This is a genomic window from Pseudomonas sp. PDM17 (genome assembly GCF_014851985.1).
Classification (GTDB): domain Bacteria; phylum Pseudomonadota; class Gammaproteobacteria; order Pseudomonadales; family Pseudomonadaceae; genus Pseudomonas.
The window spans coordinates 210,497-233,502 of record NZ_JACVAT010000004.1 but is presented as its reverse complement, the minus strand read 5'-3'; the positions used below and the strand labels follow the sequence as shown (position 1 = coordinate 233,502).

Annotated in this window: 26 protein-coding genes; 10 read left to right on the top strand and 16 right to left on the bottom strand. The window is 66.6% G+C overall.

What is annotated here, in order from left to right:
* Positions 1-2 precede the first annotated feature (2 nt).
* The 4 genes from IB256_RS15280 to IB256_RS15265 are packed head-to-tail and all read right to left on the bottom strand — an operon-like array spanning position 3 to position 4,055.
* A complete protein-coding gene (locus IB256_RS15280) occupies positions 3-557 on the bottom strand; it encodes a hypothetical protein (RefSeq protein WP_192293825.1) in 555 nt (184 codons plus the stop codon).
* Between the two features lie 3 nt (positions 558-560).
* Positions 561-1,169, bottom strand: a complete 609-nt coding sequence (gene rsmD / locus IB256_RS15275) for a 16S rRNA (guanine(966)-N(2))-methyltransferase RsmD (RefSeq protein WP_192293823.1) — start codon at positions 1,167-1,169, stop codon at positions 561-563.
* Entirely contained in the window at positions 1,169-2,692 is a 1,524-nt protein-coding gene (locus tag IB256_RS15270; RefSeq protein ID WP_192403131.1) for a M16 family metallopeptidase, read from the bottom strand. Before IB256_RS15270 ends, rsmD begins: the two co-directional genes overlap by 1 nt.
* Positions 2,685-4,055, bottom strand: coding sequence for a M16 family metallopeptidase (locus tag IB256_RS15265; protein ID WP_192293819.1), 1,371 nt, complete (start codon positions 4,053-4,055; stop codon positions 2,685-2,687). The genes IB256_RS15270 and IB256_RS15265 overlap by 8 nt, the downstream gene beginning before the upstream one ends.
* 205 nt (positions 4,056-4,260) lie before the next feature.
* Between IB256_RS15265 and ftsY the strand changes: the two genes are divergently transcribed.
* The 5 genes from ftsY to IB256_RS15240 all read left to right on the top strand — a co-directional run bounded on the left by ftsY (position 4,261) and on the right by IB256_RS15240 (position 9,082).
* The gene (ftsY, locus tag IB256_RS15260) at positions 4,261-5,742 is read left to right on the top strand and encodes a signal recognition particle-docking protein FtsY (protein ID WP_192403129.1); all 1,482 of its coding nucleotides are present in this window, start codon (positions 4,261-4,263) and stop codon (positions 5,740-5,742) included.
* Positions 5,739-6,410 carry a cell division ATP-binding protein FtsE gene (gene ftsE, locus IB256_RS15255; RefSeq protein WP_017520095.1) on the top strand — a complete coding sequence of 224 codons (672 nt, stop codon included), beginning with the start codon at positions 5,739-5,741 and terminating at the stop codon, positions 6,408-6,410. Before ftsY ends, ftsE begins: the two co-directional genes overlap by 4 nt.
* Positions 6,410-7,420, top strand: a complete 1,011-nt coding sequence (ftsX, locus tag IB256_RS15250; RefSeq protein ID WP_081519575.1) for a permease-like cell division protein FtsX — start codon at positions 6,410-6,412, stop codon at positions 7,418-7,420. The genes ftsE and ftsX overlap by 1 nt, the downstream gene beginning before the upstream one ends.
* Before the next feature lie 110 nt (positions 7,421-7,530).
* Positions 7,531-8,385, top strand: a complete 855-nt coding sequence (gene rpoH, locus IB256_RS15245; RefSeq protein WP_045213023.1) for an RNA polymerase sigma factor RpoH — start codon at positions 7,531-7,533, stop codon at positions 8,383-8,385.
* A gap of 82 nt (positions 8,386-8,467) precedes the next feature.
* Positions 8,468-9,082, top strand: coding sequence for a hypothetical protein (locus IB256_RS15240; protein ID WP_192293815.1), 615 nt, complete (start codon positions 8,468-8,470; stop codon positions 9,080-9,082).
* On the opposite strand, the gene mtgA is transcribed toward IB256_RS15240, so the two are convergent.
* Positions 9,079-9,801, bottom strand: a complete 723-nt coding sequence (mtgA, locus tag IB256_RS15235) for a monofunctional biosynthetic peptidoglycan transglycosylase (protein WP_192293813.1) — start codon at positions 9,799-9,801, stop codon at positions 9,079-9,081. The genes IB256_RS15240 and mtgA overlap by 4 nt on opposite strands.
* 32 nt (positions 9,802-9,833) lie before the next feature.
* Between mtgA and IB256_RS15230 the strand changes: the two genes are divergently transcribed.
* The 5 genes from IB256_RS15230 to IB256_RS15210 all read left to right on the top strand — a co-directional run bounded on the left by IB256_RS15230 (position 9,834) and on the right by IB256_RS15210 (position 13,688).
* Entirely contained in the window at positions 9,834-10,202 is a 369-nt protein-coding gene (locus tag IB256_RS15230; protein ID WP_192403127.1) for a DUF423 domain-containing protein, read from the top strand.
* 100 nt (positions 10,203-10,302) lie between these two features.
* Entirely contained in the window at positions 10,303-10,503 is a 201-nt protein-coding gene (gene thiS / locus IB256_RS15225; protein ID WP_017520101.1) for a sulfur carrier protein ThiS, read from the top strand.
* Between the two features lie 54 nt (positions 10,504-10,557).
* Complete coding sequence (locus tag IB256_RS15220; RefSeq protein WP_192403125.1) at positions 10,558-11,364, top strand: thiazole synthase; 807 nt, start codon at positions 10,558-10,560, stop codon at positions 11,362-11,364.
* A 135-nt stretch (positions 11,365-11,499) separates the two neighbouring features.
* The gene (gene trmB, locus IB256_RS15215) at positions 11,500-12,171 is read left to right on the top strand and encodes a tRNA (guanosine(46)-N7)-methyltransferase TrmB (protein WP_225601809.1); all 672 of its coding nucleotides are present in this window, start codon (positions 11,500-11,502) and stop codon (positions 12,169-12,171) included.
* Between the two features lie 170 nt (positions 12,172-12,341).
* Positions 12,342-13,688, top strand: coding sequence for a DUF1329 domain-containing protein (locus IB256_RS15210; RefSeq protein WP_192403122.1), 1,347 nt, complete (start codon positions 12,342-12,344; stop codon positions 13,686-13,688).
* Positions 13,689-13,874: 186 nt separating this feature from the next.
* Here the strand turns inward: IB256_RS15210 and IB256_RS15205 are convergent, their stop codons facing one another.
* From IB256_RS15205 to IB256_RS15155, 11 genes are all read right to left on the bottom strand, one after another.
* Positions 13,875-14,129, bottom strand: coding sequence for a hypothetical protein (locus IB256_RS15205; protein ID WP_017520105.1), 255 nt, complete (start codon positions 14,127-14,129; stop codon positions 13,875-13,877).
* Positions 14,130-14,173: 44 nt separating this feature from the next.
* Entirely contained in the window at positions 14,174-14,497 is a 324-nt protein-coding gene (locus tag IB256_RS15200) for a DUF3392 domain-containing protein (protein ID WP_017520106.1), read from the bottom strand.
* Between the two features lie 72 nt (positions 14,498-14,569).
* Positions 14,570-15,757: a radical SAM family heme chaperone HemW gene (gene hemW / locus IB256_RS15195; protein ID WP_192403120.1), complete on the bottom strand. Its 1,188-nt coding sequence runs from the start codon at positions 15,755-15,757 to the stop codon at positions 14,570-14,572.
* The gene (gene rdgB, locus IB256_RS15190) at positions 15,754-16,347 is read right to left on the bottom strand and encodes an RdgB/HAM1 family non-canonical purine NTP pyrophosphatase (RefSeq protein ID WP_192210406.1); all 594 of its coding nucleotides are present in this window, start codon (positions 16,345-16,347) and stop codon (positions 15,754-15,756) included. Before rdgB ends, hemW begins: the two co-directional genes overlap by 4 nt.
* On the bottom strand, positions 16,344-16,766 hold the full coding sequence (locus IB256_RS15185; protein WP_192403118.1) for a DUF4426 domain-containing protein: 423 nt from the start codon (positions 16,764-16,766) through the stop codon (positions 16,344-16,346). The genes rdgB and IB256_RS15185 overlap by 4 nt, the downstream gene beginning before the upstream one ends.
* A gap of 34 nt (positions 16,767-16,800) precedes the next feature.
* Positions 16,801-17,421, bottom strand: a complete 621-nt coding sequence (gene metW, locus IB256_RS15180) for a methionine biosynthesis protein MetW (RefSeq protein WP_192293799.1) — start codon at positions 17,419-17,421, stop codon at positions 16,801-16,803.
* Positions 17,422-17,429: 8 nt separating this feature from the next.
* A complete protein-coding gene (gene metX, locus IB256_RS15175) occupies positions 17,430-18,569 on the bottom strand; it encodes a homoserine O-succinyltransferase MetX (protein ID WP_081519586.1) in 1,140 nt (379 codons plus the stop codon).
* Between the two features lie 99 nt (positions 18,570-18,668).
* Complete coding sequence (locus tag IB256_RS15170) at positions 18,669-20,636, bottom strand: dynamin-like GTPase family protein (RefSeq protein ID WP_192293797.1); 1,968 nt, start codon at positions 20,634-20,636, stop codon at positions 18,669-18,671.
* Between the two features lie 118 nt (positions 20,637-20,754).
* Entirely contained in the window at positions 20,755-21,045 is a 291-nt protein-coding gene (locus IB256_RS15165) for a DUF167 domain-containing protein (protein WP_138213121.1), read from the bottom strand.
* A 6-nt stretch (positions 21,046-21,051) separates the two neighbouring features.
* Positions 21,052-21,645 (bottom strand): YggT family protein, encoded by a 594-nt coding sequence (locus IB256_RS15160; protein WP_138213120.1) that lies wholly within the window; start codon positions 21,643-21,645, stop codon positions 21,052-21,054.
* Between the two features lie 142 nt (positions 21,646-21,787).
* A complete protein-coding gene (locus IB256_RS15155) occupies positions 21,788-23,002 on the bottom strand; it encodes a hypothetical protein (RefSeq protein ID WP_192403116.1) in 1,215 nt (404 codons plus the stop codon).
* Between the last annotated feature and the right edge of the window lie 4 nt (positions 23,003-23,006).

Sequence of the window (23,006 nt, the reverse complement as noted above, 5' to 3'; positions counted from 1 at the left end):
CGCTACCAGCCGAACTCGTCGGCCAGGTCCTGCGCGCGGCGGGCGTCGCCGAGCAGCGGCGTCAGCTCGTCGATCAGCCCGCGGCGGTACAGCGGGTTGACGCTGTAATCCTCGGCGTAGATGGCCTCGCCGGCGCCGCGCCACACTCGGGCGAAAGTGGCAAGGCAGGCGGTCATCTGCCAGAGGTCATCGAACATCGGCGCGGGGTCCCAGGGACCTCCGTGCTGGTCGAAGAGGATGCGGCCGGTGGAGCTCTCGAAGATGAAGGGATCGGCGCCCTGGTCCGCCACCACGATCCAGTCCTCGCTCCACCCTGCCAGCCGCTCGCCGGTCAGGCCGTGCCAGCGGTAGCCGGCCTGCTGCTTCCACAGCTTCGCCAGCGAGGGAATGAAGAACGGGTTGCCGGCGGTGTCCAGGGTGCAGTCGCAGGGACCGACTTCACGGTAGAAGCGTTCCAGCTCGGCAGGCAGGGTGATGTCGCCGGCCCAGTCGCTGACGGGCTGCGCGAAGCAGCGTTCGTCCAGCGCCAGCAGCTGTTCGCGAAGGGCATCCGGCATCCGTCAACCTTCCCGCTGCCACAGCGCGTAATGCACCGAGCCAGCCTTCTTCTCCCGGTGCAGCCGCCAGTTGCCCGGCAGGCCGAGGCTGGAGGGCACGGCTTCGCTTTCGGTGTAGACCCACGCGTCATTGGCCAGCCAGCCGCGTTCTTCCAGCAGACGGCAGGCGTTCTGCAGCAGGTCCTGGTGGAAGGGCGGGTCGAGGAAGACCAGGTCGAAAGGCTGCGCGGCCTGGTTGTCCAGGTAGCGCAGGGCGTCGGTCATCACCAACTGGCCGGTGGCGCACTTCAAGGTGTCGAGGGTGCCGCGCAGGGCGGCCACCGCTTCGCCGTTGGTGTCCAGCGCAAGGCCCGCGCTGGCGCCACGGGACAGCGCTTCGAGGAACAGCGCGCCGCTGCCGGCGAAGGGGTCGAGCACGCGGGCGCCGGGGACGTAGGGCGCCAGCCAGTTGAACAGGGTCTCGCGCACGCGGTCGGGCGTCGGGCGCAGGCCCGGGCCGTCGGGGAAGGCGAAGCGCCGGCTGCGCCATTCGCCGCCGATGATGCGCAGCTGGCCCTGGCCGCCGTGGGGCTTCTGTGCGGCGCGCGGGGCGCCGCCGGGTCGTTTGCTCATCAGTGCTCCGGTACGCCGGCAGGTTGCGCGGCGGGTTTGTCGGTGGGCGGCGGCAGCGGCTGCTGCGGCACGGTGGGGCCGGCGGTGACGATCACGAAAGCGTCCGGGTCGAGGTGGCGGCGCATGGCTTGCTTCACCTGTTCCACGCTCAGGCCCTGGACCTGGCCGAGGAAGGTTTCCAGGTAATCCAGCGGCAGGTTGTAGAAGCCGATGGCGCCCAGCTGGCCGACGATGTCGGCGTTGCTCGCGGTGGACAGCGGGAAGCTGCCGGCCAGCTCGCGCTTGGCGTCGTCGAGTTCCTTCTGTGTCGGGCCCTTGTCGAGGTAGTCGCGGACGATGTCCTGGACCAGTTTGAGAGTGCCTTCGCTCATCTCGGCGCGGGTCTGCAGGCCGATGGTGAACGGCCCGCGCGACTGCATGCCGGTGAAGCCGGAGTACACGCCGTAGGTCAGGCCGCGCTTCTCGCGCACCTGGTCCATCAGACGGGTGCCGAAGCCGCCGCCGCCGAGGATCTGGTTGCCCAGGTAGAGCGCGGCGTAGTCCGGGTCGTTACGGGTGATGCCCAGCTGCGCCAGCATCAGTTGGGTCTGCTTGGACGGGAACTCGATGTGGGTGACGCCGGCCTTGGGCATCTGCGGCTCGCCCGGTGCGGGCAGGGCAGGGCCCTTGGGCAGGGATCTGGAGACGCTGCCGGCGATGGCTTCGGCCTGCTCGCGGGTCAGGTCGCCGACCAGTGCGATGACCACGTTGCCGGCGGCGTAGGCCTTCTGGTGGAAGGCGCGCAGCTGGGCAACGCTGATCTTCGGCACCGACTGTTCGTTGCCGTCGCTGGAGTGGGCGTAGGGGTGGTCGCCGTAGAGCCGCTTGAACAGCTCCAGACCCGCCAGCTTGCCGGGGTTCTGCTTCTGGTACTCGAAGCCGGCCATGACCTGGTTCTTGATGCGTGCCAGGGCGTCCTCGGGAAAGGTCGGCTGGCCGATCACCTGGTCGAACAACGCCAGCGCGGCGTCGCGTTTGGTCGGCTCACTGAGGCTGCGCAGGCTGGCCACCGCCATGTCGCGGTAGGAACCGTTGCCGAAGTTGGCGCCGAGGTCGTCGAAGCCGGCAGCGATGGCGCTGGTGTCCTTGCCGGGCACGCCTTCGTTGAGCATGGCGTTGGTCAGCATGGCCAGGCCGTAGCTGTCGCCGTCCTGGCTGCTGCCGGCGGCGAAGGTCAGGCGCAGGTCGAACATCGGCAGCTCATGGGCCTCGACGAACAGCACGCGGGCGCCTTCGACGGTCTGCCATTGCTGGATGTTCAGCTTGCGGTGGCTGGGCGCCCTGCCGGCAGCCTCGGCGAGGGATTGCAGGCCGGTGGGCGCGGCGGCTTCGGCGGCAGCCGGCTTTGCAGGTGCTGGCGTGGGGGCGGGCGCGGCAGCCGCCGTCTCGGCGGCGGGGCGGGAAACGAACAGCACCAGTCCGGCGATCAGCGCGATGACGATCAGCCCGACCAGGCCGTAGCGCAGGCCATTGCGTTCACTCATGGCTCGGCTCCTTGTCGGTGGCGACTTCCGGCAGGACCTGGGCGAGGGTCAGGCGGGAGCGGGTGAAGTAGGTGCGGGCGGCTTGCTGGATGTCTTCGGCGGTGACGGCCTGGATGGCTTCCAGGTCCTTGTCCGCCAGACGCCAGCCGAGGCCGACGCTTTCCAGCTCGCCAATGGTGCTGGCCTGTCCGGCGATGGAATCGCGCTCGTAGACCAGCCCGGCGATGACCTGGGCGCGCACGCGCTCCAGTTCTTCCTTGCTCGGCGGGTTCTGCTTGAGGTCTTCCAGCTGCTTCCACAGCGCGGCCTCGACCTGGTCGAGGGTCTTGCCGGTCTGCACGTTGGGGGTGGCCGAGAGGAAGAACAGGCCATCGCCACGGGAGAAGGCGTCGTAGGAGGCCGAGGCGCCGGCGACGATTTCCTCGCCGCGCTCAAGGCGCGCGGACAGGCGCGCGCTGTAGCCGCCGTCGAGGATCGCCGAGATCAGGCGCAGGGCGTTGATCTGTTTCGAGTCATCGCTGCTGCCCAGGGTCGGCACGTTGAAGCCCATGATCAGGCTGGGCAACTGGGTGCGCACGTGCAGCTTCAGGCGGCGCTCGCCCGGCTCGGCCAGTTCCAGCGGCTTGCGCGCGGCGGGCAGGTCGCGCTTGGGGATCTCGCCGAAATACTTCTCGGCCAGGGCCTTCACCTCATCGCCGCTGACGTCGCCGACCACCACCAGCGTGGCGTTGTTCGGCGCGTACCAGGCCTCGTACCAGTGGCGCAGGTCGTCGATGGTCATGCGCTGCAGGTCGGCCATCCAGCCGATGGTCGGCGTGCGGTAGCCGCTGGCGGGGTAGGCGGCGGCCTTGAAGCGCTCGAAGGCCAGCGCGCTGGGCTTGTCCTCGGTGCGCAGGCGGCGCTCTTCCTTGATCACCTCGATCTCGCTCTTGAACTGGTCGGCCGGCAGGGCGAGGTGCGCCATGCGGTCGGCTTCCAGCTCCAGCGCCACCGGCAGGCGGTCGCGGGCCAGCACCTGGTAATAGGCGGTGTAGTCGTCGGTGGTGAAGGCGTTCTCTTCCGCGCCGAGGTCGCGCAGCACCAGCGAAGCCTGGCCGGGGCCGAGCTTGCGGCTGCCCTTGAACATCATGTGCTCCAAGGCGTGGGAGAGTCCGGTGAGGCCGGGCGTCTCGTAGCTGGAGCCGACCTTGTACCAGAGCTGGGAAACCACCACGGGGGCGCGGTGGTCCTCGCGGACAACGACCTTCAGGCCGTTGTCCAGGGTGTATTCGTGGGTGGGCTGTGGTTCCGCGGCGCTCGCCATCAGCGGCAGCAACAGGGAGCCGAGCAGCAGGCCGGCGTGGCGGCGTGCAAGGGTTTTCATCGTGGACTGAACCTTTCGGGCTGTCCGCGGGGTCTATGCAGGCTGGCGGCCAGCCTCTTAACCCCGGCGGGCGAGGAGATGCTAGGATACCCATCCGTTTTCCGGGCGGCCACGTTCAGGGCTTCTCAAAGCTGTTTCGAGGCTTTTTTCTGCCTGGCTCTTTGTTGCCTGCCTGTGTGGCGCCCCCTAGAGATTCGATCCCTACATGTTTGGTTCCAACGACGACAAGAAGGCCCCGCCAGCCGGGGAGAAGAAGGGTCTGTTCGGCTGGTGGCGCAAGAAGCCCCAGGCCGAGGAACAACCCGCCGCGCAAGCCGAGCCACAGGCTGAACAGCCTGTTGCCGCCGAACCGGCCCCCGCCTCCGAGCAGGCTCCCGCCGTCCAGGCCGAGCCGGTTGCCCCGCGCGCCGAGCTGACTCCGGAACCGACGCCCGAGCCGACGCCCGAACCGATAGTCGACGTGGTACCGGCCAGCGTGCCGGTCGAGCCGCTGGCGCAGCCCGCTCTGCAACCTGAAGCTCAGCCCGCGCCGCAGCCTGAGCCGCAACCCGTTGCGCCGCCAGTGGTTGCCGAGGCGCCGCAGCCGGCTGTCCAGCCGGTCGCCGCGGTCGAACCGGCACCTGTCGCCGCGCCGGTTCAGCCCGAACCCGTTGCCGAAGCCCCCGTTGTGGTCGTCCAGCCGGAGCCGGAGCCGGAGCCCGCTCCGCAGCCCGAGCCCGAGCCGCAGGCCAAGCCTGCTGCCAGCGAGCCGGCCAGGATTGGCTTCTTCGCCCGCCTCAAGCAGGGCCTGTCGAAGACCAGCGCCAGCCTCGGCGAAGGCATGGCCAGCCTGTTCCTGGGCAAGAAGGCCATCGACGACGACCTGCTCGACGAGATCGAGACCCGCCTGCTGACCGCCGACGTCGGCGTCGAGGCCACCACCACCATCGTGCAGAACCTGACCAAGCGCGTGGCGCGCAAGGAACTGGCCGACAGCGAAGCGCTGTACAAGGCCCTGCAGGAAGAGCTGGCCGGCCTGCTGCGCCCCGTCGAGCAGCCGCTGACCATCACTCGCGACAAGCAGCCCTACGTGATCCTCGTGGTCGGTGTGAACGGTGTCGGCAAGACCACCACCATCGGCAAGCTGGCGAAGAAGCTGCAGCTCGATGGCAAGAAAGTCATGCTGGCCGCCGGTGACACCTTCCGTGCCGCCGCCGTCGAGCAGCTGCAGGTCTGGGGCGAGCGCAACAACATCGCCGTGATCGCCCAGCACACCGGCGCGGACTCCGCCTCGGTGATCTTCGATGCCGTGCAGGCCGCCAAGGCCCGTGGCGTGGACGTGCTGATCGCCGATACCGCCGGTCGCCTGCACACCAAGGACAACCTGATGGAAGAGCTGAAGAAGGTGCGCCGCGTGATCGGCAAGCTGGACGAGACGGCTCCCCACGAAGTCCTGCTGGTGCTCGACGCCGGTACCGGGCAGAACGCCATCAACCAGGCCAAGCAGTTCAACAATGCCGTGGAACTCACCGGCCTGGCCCTGACCAAACTGGACGGCACCGCCAAGGGTGGGGTGATCTTCGCCCTGGCCAAGCAGTTCGGCCTGCCGATCCGCTACATCGGTGTCGGCGAAGGGATCGACGATCTGCGAACCTTCGAAGCCGATGCTTTCGTCCGTGCACTCTTCGAGACCCGGGAAATCGCATGATCCGTTTCGAGCAGGTTGGCAAACGCTATCCCAACGGCCACGTCGGCCTGCACGAGATTTCGTTCCGCGTGCCGCGCGGCGAGATCATGTTCGTCACCGGACACTCCGGTGCGGGCAAGAGCACCCTGCTGCGCCTGATCCTGGCGATGGAGCGACCCACCTCCGGCAAGCTGCTGCTCGGCGGGCAGGACGTCTCGCGCATCTCCACCGCGCAGATTCCCTTCCTGCGCCGGCAGATCGGCGTGGTGTTCCAGAACCACCAGTTGCTCGATGACCGCAGCGTGTTCGAGAACGTCGCCCTGCCGATGCAGATCCTCGGCCTGCCCAAGGCGGACATCGCCTACCGCGTCGAAGCGGCGCTGGACCGGGTGAACCTCAAGGAGAAGGCCGAGGACCGTCCGTCCGATCTCTCCACCGGCCAGCAGCAGCGCGTCGGCATCGCCCGCGCGGTGGTGCACCGTCCGGCCCTGCTGCTCGCCGACGAACCCACCGGCAACCTCGATCCGCGCCTGGCCTCGGAAATCATGTCCGTGTTCGAAGACATCAATCGCCTGGGCACCACCGTGCTGATCGCCAGCCACGACCTGGCACTGATCGCGCGCATGCGCCACCGGATGATCACCCTGCAGCGCGGCCGGATCATCGCCGACCGTGAGGAGAACGCCTGATGAGCGCCAATGACCTGCCCCGCGGCGACGAAGAAGGCACCCCGACGCGCAACACCCGCGAGCGCCCGGAGGACAACGAACACCAGGACCACAGCGCGTCCCTTTCGGCCTACGCGGAAAACCACCGCGCCAGCCTGATGGACAGCCTGCACCGCCTGGTCAGCCACCCCTTTGGCAGCTTCTTCACCTGCCTGGTGATGGGCATCACCCTGAGCCTGCCCATGGGCCTGTCGCTGCTGCTGAACAACGTCGAGCGCCTTGGCGGCTCCTGGCAGCGCGCCGCACAGATTTCCCTGTTCCTCGACCTGAAGGCCAGCGAGGCCCAGGGCCAGGACCTGCGCGAACAGATCGAGAAGATGCCCGACGTGATCGAAGCGCAGCTGATCAGCCGCGACGATGCGCTGAAAGAGCTGCAGGAGCAGTCCGGTCTCGGCGAGGCGCTGAAGGAATTGCCTGACAACCCGCTGCCGGCGGTCATCTCGGTGACGCCCAAGCAGATCGACAAGGCCCAGCTGGATGCCTTGCGTCAAAGGTTGTCGGAGCTGCCGGGTGTACAACAGGCGCAGCTGGACCTGGTCTGGGTCGAGCGGCTGTCGGCGATCCTCAAGCTGGGCGACCGCTTCGTCTTCGGCCTGACCCTCCTGCTGGTGCTGACCCTGTTGCTGGTGATCGGCAACACCATCCGCCTGCACATCGAAAACCGCCGTAACGAAATCGAAGTCATCAAGCTGGTCGGCGGGACGGACGGCTACGTGCGTCGCCCCTTCCTCTATATGGGGGCGTTGTACGGCCTGGGCGCGGGCATCCTGTCCTGGGCCCTGCTGGCCTTCGGCCTGGACTGGCTGAACAGCTCCGTGGTCAACCTGGCCGGGCTGTACGGCAGTGATTTCGGCCTGGCGGGCGTACCGGTCGACGACGGCCTGTCGCTCACCATCGGCGCTGTGCTGCTGGGCTGGATCGGCGCCTGGCTGGCCGTGGCGCGCCACCTGCGCGAGCTGGCGCCGCGCTGAAACCCCCTGATTTTGCAGGGGTTAAGTGGGTGTAAAGGAACTTTTACACCCGCTTGCAGTCAGATTTCGCAGTGCTACACTGCGCGAGTTTCGTGAATCGGAGGATTCGCATGACCACTTCTCTGCAACCTGTCTATGCCCTGGCTCCTGGTGCGAACCTGGAAGCCTATGTGCACTCGGTGAACAGCATTCCGCTGCTGACGCCGGAGCAGGAGCGCGAACTGGCCGAACGCCTCTTCTACCAGCAAGATCTGGAAGCGGCACGGCAAATGGTTCTGGCGCACCTGCGCTTCGTCGTGCATATCGCCCGGAGTTATTCCGGGTACGGCCTGGCCCAGGCCGATCTGATCCAGGAAGGCAACGTCGGCCTGATGAAGGCCGTGAAGCGCTTCAACCCGGAAATGGGTGTGCGCCTGGTGTCGTTCGCCGTTCACTGGATCAAGGCGGAAATCCATGAGTTCATCCTGCGCAACTGGCGGATCGTGAAAGTCGCGACCACCAAGGCGCAGCGCAAGCTGTTCTTCAACCTGCGCAGCCAGAAGAAGAAGCTGGCCTGGCTGAGCAATGACGAAGTGCACCGCGTCGCGGAAACCCTCGGTGTCGAGGCCCGCGAAGTCCGCGAGATGGAAAGCCGTCTCACCGGGCAGGACATGGCCTTCGACCCGGCGGCGGATGCCGACGACGAGAGCGCCTACCAGTCCCCGGCGCATTATCTGGAAGATCATCGCTACGACCCGGCGCGCCAGCTGGAGGAAGCGGACTGGAGCGACAGCTCCACCGCCAGCCTGCACGAGGCGCTGGAAGGCCTGGACGACCGCAGCCGCGACATCCTCTACCAGCGTTGGCTGGCCGAGGAGAAGGCGACCCTGCACGATCTCGCGGCCAAGTACAACGTGTCCGCCGAGCGGATCCGTCAGCTGGAAAAGAACGCAATGAACAAACTCAAGGGTCGCATCGAAGCCTGACCGGCTTCGACGCGCCCTGCGAGTCGCGAACCGCACCCTGGTGCGGTTTTTTTCTGCCCGCAATCAGCGTCTGGAGAGTCCCATGCCGCGCCTGCGTCCCGTCCACGGGATGTTCTTCCTGGTCATCGCCCTGCTGGCCTTCGGCCTCGGTTCCTGGGTCGCCCGCACCTCGGTGCCGCCCAAGCCGCCGCAGTGGTTCAACGACTGGAAGGAAAAGGTCTTCGAGCCGCTGGCCGATGACAAACTGACCCTGAACGAGCTGCAGGATCAGGAGCCGGGCGAGCTGTGGCTGACCGCCAGCCAGGACGGCCCGCAACTGCATTACCGCGGCCGGCTGGTGACGGAAGAGGGCCCTTGGCACGTCGAGGCGGAGCTGGCGCTTAGCGCCGCCGAGCACGCCAGCCTGGCCAAGGCCACCGGCATGCAGCCGAACAGCAAGGACCAGCCGCTGAGCGCGGAGCTGATGGGCCAGTTAGGCAACAAGCCGGTCTCCGAGCTGGCGCTGGCGCCGCAGGAAGACCTCGCGGTGGGTCGCCTGGCGGTGAGCCTGGGCGATCCGCGCCTGCGCCTGCAGGTGGATGGCGGTGAGGCCTGGGTCTATCCGGAGAAGGGCATGACCCTGCTGCATCGCGACGGCACCCTGCAGTGGGTGCGAGTGGTGCCGCGCGATACCCTCAAGACCCGCGAGGCGCCTTAAAGGCGTTCGAGGTAGTCACTGCCGCCCAGCTGCCACATCTGCTGGCGGATCCATGAGGCGCGCTGGCGCACGTAGGGGCCGGGCTTGCCGGCGCTCCACTTGCGTGGGTTGGGCAACACGGCCGCCAGCAGGCTGGCCTGCTGTTGCGAAAGGCGCTTGGCGTCGACGCCAAAGTGGTGCTGGGCAGCGGCCTGGGCGCCGAAGACGCCGGCATCCCATTCCACGCTGTTGAGGTAGACCTCGAGAATCCGCTGCTTGGACCAGAAGGTCTCGATCAGCAGGGTGAACCAGGCCTCGAAGCCCTTGCGTACCCAGCTGCGGCCGGTCCAGAGGAAGACGTTCTTCGCCACCTGCTGGCTGATGGTGCTGCCGCCGCGGACCCTGCCGCCCTGCTCGTTGTGCGCCAGGGCCTTCTGGATCGCCGGAACGTCGAAGCCGTGGTGCTCGGCGAACTTCTGGTCTTCGCTGGCGATCACGGCGAGCTTGAGGCTGTCCGGCAGCTCGTCCCAGGAGCGCCAGCTGCGCTGCAGATCGATGGGCTGGCCGTTGAACCAGGACTCGACCTTACGCTCGATCATCACCATGGTGCCCGGCGGCGGTACCCAGCGCAGAATGATGACCAGCGCCACGCTGATGGCGACGAACCAGAGCGCAATCTTGAACAGGCGGCGGAGGACGTTGCGCATGCGAGGCTTTGACTGGGCGGATGAGCGGGCCATTATAGCGGCACTCACCTGTCTGGAGCTTTCCGATGCTGCGTACTTTCCTGATGCTCGCCGCCTTTTTCGGTTTTACCGGGGTCGCCCTCGGTGCCTTCGCTGCCCACGGCCTGAAGAGCAAGCTCACCCCGGAGTACCTGGCGGTGTTCCAGACCGGCGTGCATTACCAGATGCTGCATGCCCTGGCGCTGTTTGGCGTGGCACTGCTCACCGCGCATATCGGCGGCACCCTGATCAGTCTCGCCGGCTGGGCCTTCACCGTCGGCATCCTGCTGTTCTCCGGCAGCCTCTACCTGCTGACCCTGGCCGGCCTGGGCGTGGGTATCATCACTCCGATCGGCGGGCTGTTCTTCCTCATCGGCTGGGCGCTGTTGCTGGTAGCGGCCTTCCAGCTGGGTTGACCCGAGCGTCAGAAAAGCCCGAGTGCGGCACTCCGGAACCTTGGTCATCCGGCGCGATCGGGCTAGAATGCCGACCCCTCCAGCAACGACCGTCCCGCCCATGCGTATTCAGTTGAATGGCGAACCTTTCGAGCTGCCCGACGGCCACAGCGTCGCCAATCTGCTCGAGCGTCTCGACCTCACCGGCAAGCGTGTCGCGGTCGAGCTCAACCAGGACATCGTGCCGCGCAGCCAGCACGCCGCCACCGCCCTGAGCGAAGGCGACCAGGTGGAAGTGGTGCATGCCATCGGCGGCGGCTAGCAGCCGCCTCCCAGACTTTCAGGCCCCGCCCGCCTTTCCTTCAGGAGTGATCCGATGAGCCAACCCAACTCCAACCTGCCGGTCGACAAGCCCTTCACCCTGGCTGGCCGTACCTACAATTCCCGCCTGCTGGTCGGCACCGGCAAGTACAAGGACCTCGAGGAGACCCGTGTCGCCATCGAGGCCTCGGGCGCCGAGATCGTCACTGTTGCCGTGCGCCGCACCAACATCGGCCAGAACCCGGGCGAACCGAACCTGCTGGACGTGATCCCGCCGGATCGCTACACCATCCTGCCGAACACCGCCGGCTGCTACGACGCCGTCGAGGCCGTGCGTACCTGCCGCCTGGCCCGCGAGCTGCTCGATGGCCACAACCTGGTCAAGCTGGAAGTCCTGGCCGACCAGAAGACCCTCTTCCCCAATGTCGTGGAGACCCTCAAGGCCGCCGAAGTGCTGGTCAAGGACGGCTTCGACGTCATGGTGTACACCAGCGACGACCCGATCATCGCTCGTCAGCTGGCCGAGATCGGCTGCATCGCAGTGATGCCGCTGGCCGGCCTGATCGGCTCGGGCCTGGGCATCTGCAACCCCTACAACCTGCGCATCATCCTCGAAGAAGCCAGCGTTCCGGTGCTGGTGGATGCCGGCGTGGGCACCGCCTCCGACGCCACCATCGCCATGGAGCTGGGTTGCGAGGCCGTGCTGATGAACACCGCCATCGCCCACGCGCAGAACCCGGTGATGATGGCTGAGGCCATGAAGCACGCCATCGTCGCCGGCCGCCTGGCCTACCTGGCCGGCCGCATGCCGCGCAAGCTGTATGCGAGCGCGTCGTCGCCGATGACGGGTCTGATCAACTAAGCATTTCCATCCCGACGCGCGGGCCGGTATGCCGAGGGCAGCCGGCCCGCGCGTGCATTTACCCGCAAGGTCCGAGTCATGAGTGACATTCCCGAGAATCAGCCCGAGAACCAGCCCGACGCCGACAACCGCCCGATGCGCGCCATCAAGAGCTTCGTGATGCGCGCCGGGCGCATGACCGAAGGCCAGCAGCGCGGCCTCGACCAGGGCTGGCCGAAGTACGGCCTGGAGCTGGCTGACGGTGCACGGGACTTCGACCAGGTATTCGGGCGCCACGCGCCGCGTACCTTCGAGATCGGTTTCGGCATGGGCCACGCGACCCTGGAGATGGCCGCTGCCGCGCCGGAGCAGGACTTCATCGGCGTAGAAGTGCACCGTCCGGGCGTCGGCGCACTGCTCAACGGCATGCTGACCCAGGACCTGAGCAACATCCGCGTTTACAGCTGCGACGCCATCGAAGTCCTGCGCGACTGCGTGGCCGATGCCAGCCTCGACCGCCTGCTGTTGTTCTTCCCGGACCCGTGGCACAAGTCGCGTCACCACAAGCGTCGCATCGTGCAGCCGGCCTGGGCGGAGCTGGTACGGCAGAAGCTGAAGGTCGGCGGTGTGCTGCACATGGCCACCGACTGGGAGCAATATGCCGAGCACATGCTGGAAGTGATGAATGCCGCACCCGGCTATCGCAACCTTTCGGCGGACAATACCTATGTGCCGCGCCCGGAAGAGCGCCCGGTCACCAAGTTCGAACGTCGCGGGGAGCGACTCGGGCATGGCGTCTGGGACCTGAAGTTCGAGCGTGTCGACTGATTCAGCGGAAAAAGGCCTGCGCAGCAGGCCTTTTTCACGGATGAACAGCCTATAGACCGGGACCACCCGGCAGGCCGCAAAGGCCACCCTCACCTCCTGAATAAAAAGCGGCATCCGCCGCGGACGAAAATAAGAGTGATGGACAGGAGTCCGTCGCAAAGGAGTCTGCTGTGTTGAAGAAACTTGCTGTACTGCTGATGGCGGGGGCGTGGGTCCTGCCGGCGCAGGCGAAAGTCGATGCCACCGAGGCCGCTCGACTGGGCCGCGACCTGACACCGATGGGGGCGGAAATGGCCGGCAACGCCAATGGCACCATCCCCGCGTGGACCGGTGGCATCACCAGCGCCCCGGCGGGCTACCAGCCTGGCACCCACCACCTCGATCCGTACGCTGCCGATGCCGTGCAGTACAAGATCGACAGCAAGAATCTTGCGCAGTACCAGGCGCTGCTCACTCCGGGCACCCAGGCCCTGCTGCAGGAGAACCCGGACTACTACCTGCGCGTCTTCCCCAGCCGCCGCAGTGCGTCGCTGCCCCAGCGCATCTATGACGCCACGCGCTTCAATGCCGAGAACGCCGAGCTGATCGCCGACGGTAACGGCGTGCAGGGTGCCGCCGCCGGTGTGCCGTTCCCGATGCCGAAGACCGGCCTGGAAGCCATCTGGAACCACATCATGCGCTACCGTGGCGAGCAGATTCATATGGTGACCAACCAGGCCGCCGTGCTCGCCAGCGGCAGTTACAACCTGCTCAAGCTCGACCGCTACGTGTACTTCAACTACGGTCGCGAGGGCATGACCCCGCAGGACCTGAACAACACGCTGTTCTACTACAAGTACAACATCGTCGCCCCGGCCAAGCTCGCCGGTTCCGCGCTGGTAGTGCAGGAGACCATCGATCAGGTGCTGTCGATCCGCAAGGCCTGGCGCTTCAACAGCGGCGAGCGCCGCGTGCGCCGCCTGCCGAGCCTGGCCTACGACACCCTGCAGCCGGACACCAATGGCCTGGCCACCGCCGATACCGTGGACGTCTACAACGGCGCGCCGGACCACTACGAGTGGCAGCTGCTGGGCAAGCGCGAGATGCTGGTGCCGTACAACAGCTACGCGGTGCACCAGAAGGGCATCCCCTACGCCGACATCCTCAGGACCAAGACCCTCAACCCCGAGCTGCTGCGCTACGAGCCGCACCGCGTCTGGGTGGTCGAGGCGACCCTGCGCAAGGGCATGGGCCATCCGTTCGCCAAGCGTCGCTTCTACCTGGATGAAGACAGCTGGCAGATCCTCGCCTCGGATATCTACAACGCCGACGGCAAGCTGATCCGCGCCCAGGAAGTGCACCCGATCAACTACTACGACGTGCCCATGGTGCTCAGCACCCTGGAAGCGCTCTACGACTTCGAAGGGGCGCGCTACTTCGTCGACGGCCTGGACAACAACGAGCCGATGTACGATTTCAAGGTGCCGCTGGGGCCGCGCGACTTCACCCCGCAGGCGTTGCGCCGCGAGGGTAACTGAGTCCAGCAGAGGCCGCCGCGAGGCGGCCTTTGCCTATCCGCGAGATATTGGTGGGTGTGGGCTGTTGTAGGGTCTAGGGGGAACGCCATCGTTATGGCTCGCGAACGTTCTCCCTGGCGGCGCCGATGCTGGGGCGGTTCGCGAGCAAGCGCGCTCCTGCGAAGAGCATCGATTCCGGCGCCGGACCTACTCGATCAGCTCGGCTCCCAGCACTGTGGTCTCCGGCATGCGCATCGGCGCCGGGCTGATCTGCAGGTACTTGATGCTGGTGCGCGGGATGATCAGCAGGTCGCCGTCCACCTCGATGCTGATCACCGGCGACTCCATCTGCTTGCGGATGCCGCGGGCCACTTCGGCGGGGTCGTCGCTCTGTTGCGGGAAGCGCAGCGCCAGGCGCTGGCCATCGGAGAAGTGCAGGTAGAGATGCTTGATCGGCTTCATGTGTCCTCCGGCGGGTGGGTGGCCAACCGCCGGAGGAACGCAGCTCAACTGCGGTCGGCGATCATGCCAATCACGAAGAACACTAGCAGCAGGACGGGCGCCAGGGTGTAGTTGTTGAAGTAGCCCAGGCCCTTGGCCAGCCACGGGGTGACGAAGACCATCGCCAGGCCGTAGCCCACGGCGCAGATCAGCACGAACAGCAGGGTGCGGAAGACGAAGTTCAGGCTGCCGATGCGCTGCTGTACCCAGGCGTTGATCGCCGGGCCGAACAGCACCAGTACGGTCGCCATGATCGCCAGGGCGATGTCGGACAGGTGGCCGCGGCACCAGCGGGAGACGTTGGCAATCAGGTCGAGCGCGAAGTCCATTGGGGCTCCTTGGGATTCAGAGTCGCCGGGGAGTGTACACGGCGGGCGACGGCAGCGTCGCCCGACGCATTCTCAAGGCAGGAAGCGCTGCAGCAGGTCGTTGAGGAACAGCTGGCCGCGTTCGGTCGGGGCCAGGCGCTGCGGGTCGTTCAACAGCAGGCCGTCCTGGCGTGCCTGGCGGCAGGCTTCCTCGATGGCGGCCAGCGGTAGGCCGGTGCGCTCGGCGAAGGTCGCCGCCGGCACGCCCTCGGTGAGGCGCAGGGCATTCATCATGAATTCGAAGGGCAGATCGTCCGCTTCCAGGTCGCGCTCGCCGGCCTGGAAGGGCTTGTCCGGGTTCAGGTAATCCTTCGGCAGCCGGGTCTTCCAGGTGCGCAGGATGCGGCCTTGCGGCGTGCTCAGCTTGGCGTGGGCGCCGGCGCCGATGCCGAGGAAGTCGCCGAAGGTCCAGTAGTTCAGGTTGTGCCGCGCGCGCTTACCGTCACGGGCATAGGCCGAGGTTTCGTACTGGGCGTAGCCCGCCTGGGCGAGCAGCGCCTGACCGGCTTCCTGGATTTCCCACAGCTGGTCATCCTCGGGCAGCTCCGGCGGCTGGCTCCAGAATACCGTGTTCGGTTCCATCGTCAGCTGGTACCAGGACAGGTGCGTCGGCGCCAGGTCGATGGCCTGCTGCAGGTCGGCCAGGGCGTCGGCGACGCTCTGCTCCGGCAGGCCGTGCATCAGGTCCAGGTTGAAGTTGTCGAAGCCGGCGCGGCGGGCCATTTCGGCGGCGCGTACTGCTTCGTCGCCATCGTGGATGCGGCCCAGTGCCTTGAGTTTCTCGGCCTGGAAACTCTGGATGCCGATGGACAGGCGGTTGATGCCCAGCGCCCGGTAGTCGGCGAACTTGGCCTGTTCAAAGGTGCCGGGGTTGGCCTCCAGGGTAATCTCGATATCGCTCTCGAAGCCGACTTGCCGCTCCAGGCCTTCGAGGATGCGGCCCAGTGCCTTGGCGGAGAACAGGCTGGGCGTGCCGCCGCCGAAGAAGATCGAGGTCAGCTTGCGGTCATGGACGTAGCCGCGATCGGCCGTCAGGTCTGCCAGCAGCGCCTCGACGTAGGCGTCCTCGGGCAGCTCCGGGCCGGCGGCGTGGGAGTTGAAGTCGCAATAGGGGCATTTGCGTACGCACCAGGGGATGTGCACGTACGCGGACAGCGGTGGCAGGCGAAAGCCGGAAACCACCGGCCCTGCGTCGAGCCCGTGGCTTCCTGCCTGGCTCATAGACCCAGCCGCTGCTTCAGCAGGGCCATCGCGCGGGCGCGGTGGCTGATCTGGTTCTTGCGTTCGGGCGCCAGCTCGGCGCTGGAGCACTCCGCCTCCGGTACCCAGAACAGCGGGTCGTAGCCGAAGCCGTGCTCGCCGCGGGCTTCGCGCAGGATGCTGCCGTGCCAGAGGCCTTCGCAGAGGATCGGCAGCGGGTCGTCGGCGTGGCGGACCAGGGCCAGCACGCTGACGAACTGGGCGCCGCGTTGCTCGTCCGGCACGTCCTTCAGGGCGTCCAGCAGCTTGGCGTTGTTCGCCGCGTCACCCTTGCCGTCGGCGTAGCGCGCGGAGTAGATGCCCGGCGCGCCGCCAAGGAAGTCCACCGCCAGGCCCGAGTCGTCGGCCAGCGCCGGCAGGCCGGAGATGCGCGCGGCGTTGCGGGCCTTGAGGATGGCATTCTCGACGAACGACAGGCCGGTCTCTTCCGGCTCCACGTCGCTGAACTCGCCGATTGAGCGCACCTTTACGTGGGCTCCGAGCATGGCCTGGAGTTCCTTGAGCTTGCCGGCGTTGTGACTGGCCAGCACCAGTTGTTCGAGCTTGATCATTCGTCTGGGAAGATTTCCTGCATGAAATCGAAGCTTTGCGGGGCTTCGTTTCCGGACTGGACCTGGATGGAGAAGGTCAGGGTTTCGCGGCCTTCGATGGGGAACTGCGCCAGGTTGTAGACGGCGCCTTCCTCGACCACGCGCTTGAAGGTCAGGGGGACGGTCTGCCCCATCAGGTTCTTCGCGGAGCCGGCGACGGTGACGTTGGCTGGCTTGCCGCTGGCGTCCAGCGGCACGATGTTGACCACGCCCTGGGCCTTGCTGCGCACCACACCCACCGCTTGCGCGACATTGGGCTGGAGGAAGCTGGAATTGAACACGCTGTAATGCACCTGCAGATCACCCAGGCGCTTCACCTGTTCGGCGAAGGCGGGCACGGAGAGGACCAGGCAGGCGAGGAGGGTAAGCAGGCGGCGCATGATGTTTCTCCCGGGCTCTATCAGATAGCCGCGATCAGACGGCGATGCGGTGGTCTTGCACGCCAGCGCCGCTGATTCGGTAGATGCCGATCTCACCCAACAGATTAGGCCAGATTCGCGAGGCCCAGCCATGCTGGTGCTCGTGGTCTACCGCCAGGCGGTCCAGTACCTTCGCGTGCTGCTCGTGGCAGAGCGCCTCGAAGTCGCGGAAGGTACAGAAGTGGATGTTCGGCGTGTTGTACCAAGTGTACGGAAGGAACTCCGACACCGGCATGCGGCCATTGCGCGCGAGGTACCAGCGGCAGCGCCAGTGACCGAAGTTGGGGAAGGTGATGATGCAGGTCCTGCCCACGCGCAGCATCTCCGCCAGCACCTTGTCCGGGTAGCGCAGCGCCTGCAGTGACTGGGTCATCACCACCACGTCGAAACTGTCGCTGGCAAAGTTGCCCAGGCCCTTGTCCAGGTCCTGTTCGATGACGTTGACGCCGCGTTCGATGCATTTGGCGATCTTTTCGGGGTCGATCTCCAGGCCGTAGCCGCCGACCTGCTTGTGGTCGCGCAGCCAGGCGAGCAGCTCGCCATCGCCGCAGCCCAGGTCGAGCACGCGGCTGCCGGCGGGGATCCAGTCTTGGATGATTTCCAGGTCGGCGCGCATGGTGGTCCTTATACGCTGATGCGGTGCATGTAACCGCTGAAGGCTTGCAGGTAGCGCGGAATCGGCATCAGGAAGGCGTCATGGCCTTGCGGTGCGTCGATTTCCAGGTAGCTGACGTTCTTCTTTGCCGCCAGCAGCGCGTCGACGATCTCCCGTGAACGTGCCGGGGAGAAGCGCCAGTCGGTGGTGAAGGACATCAGGCAGAAGTCCGCCTTCACCCCCGCGAGGGTCCGTGCCAGGTCGTCGCCGTTGGCGGCGGCCGGGTCGAAGTAGTCCAGCGCCTTGGTCATCAGCAGGTAGGTGTTGGCGTCGAAGCGGGTGGAGAATTCCTCGCCCTGGTAGCGCAGGTAGCTTTCCACCTGGAACTCGACGCTGTGCAGGTCGTAGTTGAGCTTCTCCGACTTCATGTCGCGGCCGAACTTGGCGCCCATGGCGTCATCGGAGAGGTAGGTGATGTGCCCGACCATCCGCGCCAGGCGCAGGCCGCGCTTGGGAATCACGTCGTGCTCCTGGAAGTGGCCGCCGAAGAACTCCGGATCCGAGAGGATCGCCTGGCGCGCGACTTCGTTGAAGGCGATGTTCTGCGCCGACAGTTTGGGTGCGCTGGCGATGCACAGGCAATGACGCACGCGCTCGGGGTAGCTGATGGTCCACTGCAGCGCCTGCATGCCGCCCAGGCTGCCGCCGACGATGGCGGCCCAGCTGTGGATGCCGAGGCGGTCGGCCAGGCGTGCCTGGCTGTTGACCCAATCCTCCACGGTGACCACCGGGAAGTCTGCGCCGTAGGTCTTGCCGGTGGCGGGGTTGAGGCTGGTCGGCCCGGTGGAGCCGTTGCAGCCGCCCAGGTTGTTCAGCGCGACGACGAAGAACTTGCGGGTGTCGATGGGCTTGCCCGGACCGATGCAGCTGTCCCACCAGCCCGGCTTGCGCTCATCCTCGCTGTGGTAGCCGGCGGCGTGGTGATGGCCGGAGAGGGCGTGACAGATCAGCACGGCGTTGCTCGCCGTGGCGTTCAGCTCGCCGTAGGTCTCGATCACCAGCTGGTATTCGGGCAGGGTCTTGCCGCAGGCCAGGGGCAGCGGTTCGTTGAACTGCAGCGTCTGGGGGGTGACCAGACCGACGGAATCTTCGGGGAAGACTGTTGGCATCGACCCAGCTCATGAATAAAAAAGGACGGCCAGTCTAAAGAGCGCCGCCCCCTGCGGCAAGCGCGCTCGGAGGCGTCGGGGGCGGGCGCCGCGCGGGGTTCAGGCGCGCTGGGAGGTGGGCAGGGTAACGACCTTGGCCTGGCGCTGCAGCGGCGCCGGGCGGCGCAGCTGGCGGAGGATATCGGTGGCCTCGGCGAGCTGCTGTTCCAGCTCCTCGGTATAGCGACCCAGCAGCAGCGAGCGCTGCCGCGCCTGCTGGGTTTCCTGGGCCAGGGCCTTGAGGCGCAGCATGTGGGTTTCCAGCATCTGCTTGTGTTCCAGGCTGTATTGCATCAGCGGCATCAGGGCGTCGGCGGCCCATTGCTCGGCTTCCTCGCGCAGGCGCTGGTGCAGGCCGATGACTTCCTGGGCGACGGTGGCGAAGAAGCGTCGGGTCAGCAGGCGCTGCTCGGTGAGCAGGGTCTTGAGGTGCAGGCGGAAGCGATCGGCCTTCTCCTGCAGCTTGGCGAGGTCGCGCAGGTAGCGCTGGACGCGGAACTGCGGGGCGTCCAGCGCGTTGAGCGGGTTTTCCTCGTTGTGCCGCTGGTAGATGGCCGCGACCATGCGGTTGGCGGTTTCCGCTTCGTGGCCGAGGGCGACCAGGTCGCCTTCCACGGTACGGAAGAACTGCAGGATGGCCTGGTGGATGCCGACCGTGGTCCAGCTACCGCGCAGCTTGTCGTGGACCTTCTTCAGGTGCTGTTCCAGGCGCTCGGCGCGCACTGCCTCGCGCAACTGCTCGCCCTGGTGGCGCAGCAGGCGCTGGTTGGTCTTCAGGCTGAGCAGGCGCTTGTGGTGCAGGTTGTGGTCGTCCTTGGTCCGCGCGGTCAGCTCGAATAGCAGCTGGCCGCTGTCCTGCTGCTGGTCGTTGAGCAGTGCCTGTTGCTCCTTCACCTTGTCCAGGCGCACGCGCAGGCTGTGCTGGCTGTTGTTGACCAGTGCCAGCACCTGGCCGACCACGGCGGTTTCCAGCAGACGTTCCTTCTGCGCGACGATGCGCTCGCAGAGCAGGTCCTCCAGGGACTCCATCTGGCTGCGCGCGAGCAATTCGCGGTCGCCGCGGACCTTGGCCAGCAGCGCCTGCTTGGCCGACAGTGGCAGTACGTCCTCGCGGGCGATGCCCAGCTGGCGCGCGGTGGTGTCCTGGATGTGGCGGATGGCGTTCTGCACGAAGGCTTCGCCGGCCAGGTCGTCCCAGAGCACGTCGATCTTGTTCAGCACCGCGTAAAGGGTGGTATGGCCGTCCTCGCCGAGTTGGCGCACGTGGTCCTGCCAGATCGCCATGTCGGAGGCGCTGACGCCGGTATCGGCGGCCAGCAGGAAGAGGATCGACTGCGCGCTGGGCAGCATCGACAGGGTCAGCTCCGGTTCGCTGCCCAGGGCGTTGAGGCCGGGGGTGTCGAGGATGCGCAGACCCTGGCGCAGCAGCGGGTGGTCGAAGTTCACCAGCGCGTGACGCCACGCCGGCACCAGCACGATGCCGGGCTTGTCGGTGGCTTCGAGCATGTCCGGGTGGAAGCCCAGCTGGATCGCCTGTTCCACCGGCAGCGGCTTGGTCTTGGCGACCTGGGCGAAGGCCTCGGCCATGTTCGCCGGGTCCGAGGTATCCAGCGGGATGTTCACCCAGTGCCGCGGAATGCGCTTGAACTGCGCCACGCTGGCATCGGCGACGCGGGTCTCGATGGGCAGCAGACGGATGTACGGGCGCTCCGAACGCGGGTCGAAGAACAGCTCGGTGGGGCACATGGTGGTGCGCCCGGCCTGGGACGGCAGCATGCGGCGGCCGAACCCGGCGAAGAACAGGCTGTTGATCAGCTCGGTCTTGCCGCGCGAGTACTCGCCGACGAAGGCCAGGGTGATGTGGTCGACGCGCAGCAGGCGCAGGGTACGTTCGAGGCGGTTCTCGATTTCCGGGGTATTCAGCCGGGCGCGCTCCAGCCAGCTGCGATAGCGGGTGATCTCGCGGACCAGCTCGCGCTTCCAGGTGACGTAGGCATCGATCTGCTGACTGAGACGTTCCATGCTCATCCGGGCGTTCCTTGGGCTGGCGCGTCCTGCGCGGGGAATGGATGGCGTGGATTATGCGTCGGGGCGTAGGAATAGCAATTGGCCTACAGCACATTCCTACGCGTAAGGTCGGCCAAGGTTACCGAGCGGCTATCCCGAGTTCTGCCGGAAGTTTCGTCGGACGGGGAATGCGCACGCGCTTCTGGCGGTTCAGCTCGCCGCTTTCCAGCTTCACCGCGCTTTTCGGTACGCCGAAGGCCTTGCCGAGGAACGCCAGCAGGTGGGCGTTGGCCTTGCCTTCGACCGGTGGCGCGGTGAGGCGGATCTTCAGGCGCTCACCATGCAGCCCGGCGAACTCGTCGCGGCTCGCCTTGGGCTGCAGGTGGCAGTCGAGGATCAGGTCCTCGCCGTCCCAGTGATAGAACGGCATGCCTGCTTACATGAAGGGCGAAAGGATCTGCGGCATCCCGGTCATCGCGGCCAGGTTGCCGATCACCAGCATGTCGATCAGCTTCAGCGCGATGAACGCGAAGATCGGCGAGATATCCAGGCCGCCGAGGTTCGGCAGCAGCTTGCGGAAGGGCGCCAGGAAGGGCTCGCAGATCTGGTTCACCAGTTGGGCGCCGGGGTTGTGGCTGCCCGGGGCGACCCAGGAGAGGATCACACTGATGATCAGGGCGAAGAAGAATACCTTCAGGAACAGCGAGGTGACCGCGATGATCGACCACACCAGCAGTTGCAGGATGTAGCCGCCGACGCCGTAGCCCATCAGGGTCAGGGTGATGACCATCAGCACCAGCTGGACCAGGATCGCCAGCACCAGCGAGGCGAAGTCGATGCCGCCGAAGCCGGGAATGATGCGGCGCAACGGGTTCAGCAGCGGCTTGGTGGCGCGCACGATGAACTGGCTGAGCGGGTTGTAGAAGTCGGCGCGGACCAGCTGCAGGATGAAGCGCAGCAGCACGATCAGCAGGTACAGGCTGCCAAGTGTCTGGATCACATAGATGGCGGCTGTGGAAAGTCCGGTCATTGGGCGGTCCTTGGTGAACGTTGGGCGCCGGCGCGCAGGGCCGGGCGAATCGGGCGGTCGGTCAACGACGGCGCTGTAACGCCATACTGTAGGGAATTCATCGTCGCCGGTCGCGTGTAAGTGTGTTTCGTCACGTGCAATTTCAACCCCGCCTGGCCATCAGGTCGCGGCCGTTGCAGGCTGGGTCGGCGGTTCGGCTCAGGCCCAGCAGGGTAAAGCCGTTGGCTTCCTGGCGGATGCTGACATAGCGCTGGTTGCCTTCGGCCAGGGGCTGCGGGCTGTCCAGCTCGATGTCCACCTGGAAGCGCGCCGGGTCTTTTTTGCAGGCGCGCACGGCGGTGTAGGTCAGTGTGACGCCGGTGCGCTTGTTCAGCTCGATGAGTTCTTCCCGCGCCGTCAGTGCCGTGTCGGCTCCGGCCGGGTCGGCCCAGGCGCGGGCAAGCGTGGTGTCCACTCGCAACCATTCATCCACAAAGCCGCGGCCATTGGACGCGGCGGGCTGGGTGCGCTGGAAGGCTTCACCGTCCTGGCGGAAGCGGAAGATGCCCGGTCGGGTCAGCAGGTCGCCGTCCAGGCTGCCGACATCGGCGCGCCACTCGAAGCCGTCGGGGCGGGCCTTGAGTTTCACTTCGTGGTCATCGCGGACGTAGTCGTGCTCGTTGTGCAGCAGGGTGCGCTGGGCCTGGTCGGCCGTGGCCGGGCGTATCACTTCCACTGCCAGGTGGCTCCAGCGCGAAGTGCACCAGGGCGTGCCGTGCATCAGTGCAATGTCGCCGCTGGACAGGCGTTCGTACAGGTACAGGTCGCCGTAGGCGCCGGAGATGTCTTGGTAAGGACCGCTCTGCCAGGCCAGCGCACGCACCCAGGCATCGCCTTCGCGGCGATAACCACGCAGGACGTTGTCGCTGCCGCAGGGAATGGCGAAGCCGCCGCTGACCAGCAGCAGCGGGGTAGGGCTGCCGCTCAGGCTGACGACGATCTCATTCTGGTCGGGCAGCGCCACTTCGTCTTCGCTGACCGGCTTCGGCGCGGGCAACAGGCGCTGGCGCAGGTCGGCCTGCAGGGCATCGAGGTCTGGCGCGGCCTGGGCGCAGGCGAGGTGGGCGTCGAAGGCTTCGGCCAGCGTCTGTTTATAGTGTTCGATGGCCTGGCTGAGCGCTGGCGTGACGGTGTTGTCCGCATCGTCGGTGAAACCGCTGGTCATGGCTTGCTGCATGGCCTGATAGGCAGTTCGCGCGGCCTCGTCGATGGGCGGGGCAACCGGGCATTGCGCCGCCTGGGTGGCGGCGCTGGCCAGCAGGACACAGACAGCGAGGGGCAGTGCGACCTTCCCTGGTCGCCGGACGGCGTGCGTCATCGCA

Coding starts and splice junctions, on each gene's coding strand:
- metX (WP_081519586.1), bottom strand. CDS start 18,569: ATGCCAACAGTCTTCCCCGAAGATTCCGTCGGTCTGGTCACCCCCCAG.
- rdgB (WP_192210406.1), bottom strand. CDS start 16,347: ATGATCAAGCTCGAACAACTGGTGCTGGCCAGTCACAACGCCGGCAAG.
- ftsY (WP_192403129.1), top strand. CDS start 4,261: ATGTTTGGTTCCAACGACGACAAGAAGGCCCCGCCAGCCGGGGAGAAG.
- rsmD (WP_192293823.1), bottom strand. CDS start 1,169: ATGAGCAAACGACCCGGCGGCGCCCCGCGCGCCGCACAGAAGCCCCAC.
- trmB (WP_225601809.1), top strand. CDS start 11,500: ATGCGCGCCATCAAGAGCTTCGTGATGCGCGCCGGGCGCATGACCGAA.
- IB256_RS15280 (WP_192293825.1), bottom strand. CDS start 557: ATGCCGGATGCCCTTCGCGAACAGCTGCTGGCGCTGGACGAACGCTGC.
- IB256_RS15160 (WP_138213120.1), bottom strand. CDS start 21,645: ATGACCGGACTTTCCACAGCCGCCATCTATGTGATCCAGACACTTGGC.
- IB256_RS15205 (WP_017520105.1), bottom strand. CDS start 14,129: ATGAAGCCGATCAAGCATCTCTACCTGCACTTCTCCGATGGCCAGCGC.
- IB256_RS15240 (WP_192293815.1), top strand. CDS start 8,468: ATGCCGCGCCTGCGTCCCGTCCACGGGATGTTCTTCCTGGTCATCGCC.
- IB256_RS15165 (WP_138213121.1), bottom strand. CDS start 21,045: ATGCCGTTCTATCACTGGGACGGCGAGGACCTGATCCTCGACTGCCAC.
- ftsX (WP_081519575.1), top strand. CDS start 6,410: ATGAGCGCCAATGACCTGCCCCGCGGCGACGAAGAAGGCACCCCGACG.
- IB256_RS15170 (WP_192293797.1), bottom strand. CDS start 20,636: ATGAGCATGGAACGTCTCAGTCAGCAGATCGATGCCTACGTCACCTGG.
- IB256_RS15270 (WP_192403131.1), bottom strand. CDS start 2,692: ATGAGTGAACGCAATGGCCTGCGCTACGGCCTGGTCGGGCTGATCGTC.
- mtgA (WP_192293813.1), bottom strand. CDS start 9,801: ATGGCCCGCTCATCCGCCCAGTCAAAGCCTCGCATGCGCAACGTCCTC.
- metW (WP_192293799.1), bottom strand. CDS start 17,421: ATGCGCGCCGACCTGGAAATCATCCAAGACTGGATCCCCGCCGGCAGC.
- ftsE (WP_017520095.1), top strand. CDS start 5,739: ATGATCCGTTTCGAGCAGGTTGGCAAACGCTATCCCAACGGCCACGTC.
- IB256_RS15230 (WP_192403127.1), top strand. CDS start 9,834: ATGCTGCGTACTTTCCTGATGCTCGCCGCCTTTTTCGGTTTTACCGGG.
- hemW (WP_192403120.1), bottom strand. CDS start 15,757: ATGAGCCAGGCAGGAAGCCACGGGCTCGACGCAGGGCCGGTGGTTTCC.
- rpoH (WP_045213023.1), top strand. CDS start 7,531: ATGACCACTTCTCTGCAACCTGTCTATGCCCTGGCTCCTGGTGCGAAC.
- IB256_RS15220 (WP_192403125.1), top strand. CDS start 10,558: ATGAGCCAACCCAACTCCAACCTGCCGGTCGACAAGCCCTTCACCCTG.
- IB256_RS15185 (WP_192403118.1), bottom strand. CDS start 16,766: ATGCGCCGCCTGCTTACCCTCCTCGCCTGCCTGGTCCTCTCCGTGCCC.
- IB256_RS15265 (WP_192293819.1), bottom strand. CDS start 4,055: ATGAAAACCCTTGCACGCCGCCACGCCGGCCTGCTGCTCGGCTCCCTG.
- IB256_RS15200 (WP_017520106.1), bottom strand. CDS start 14,497: ATGGACTTCGCGCTCGACCTGATTGCCAACGTCTCCCGCTGGTGCCGC.
- thiS (WP_017520101.1), top strand. CDS start 10,303: ATGCGTATTCAGTTGAATGGCGAACCTTTCGAGCTGCCCGACGGCCAC.
- IB256_RS15155 (WP_192403116.1), bottom strand. CDS start 23,002: ATGACGCACGCCGTCCGGCGACCAGGGAAGGTCGCACTGCCCCTCGCT.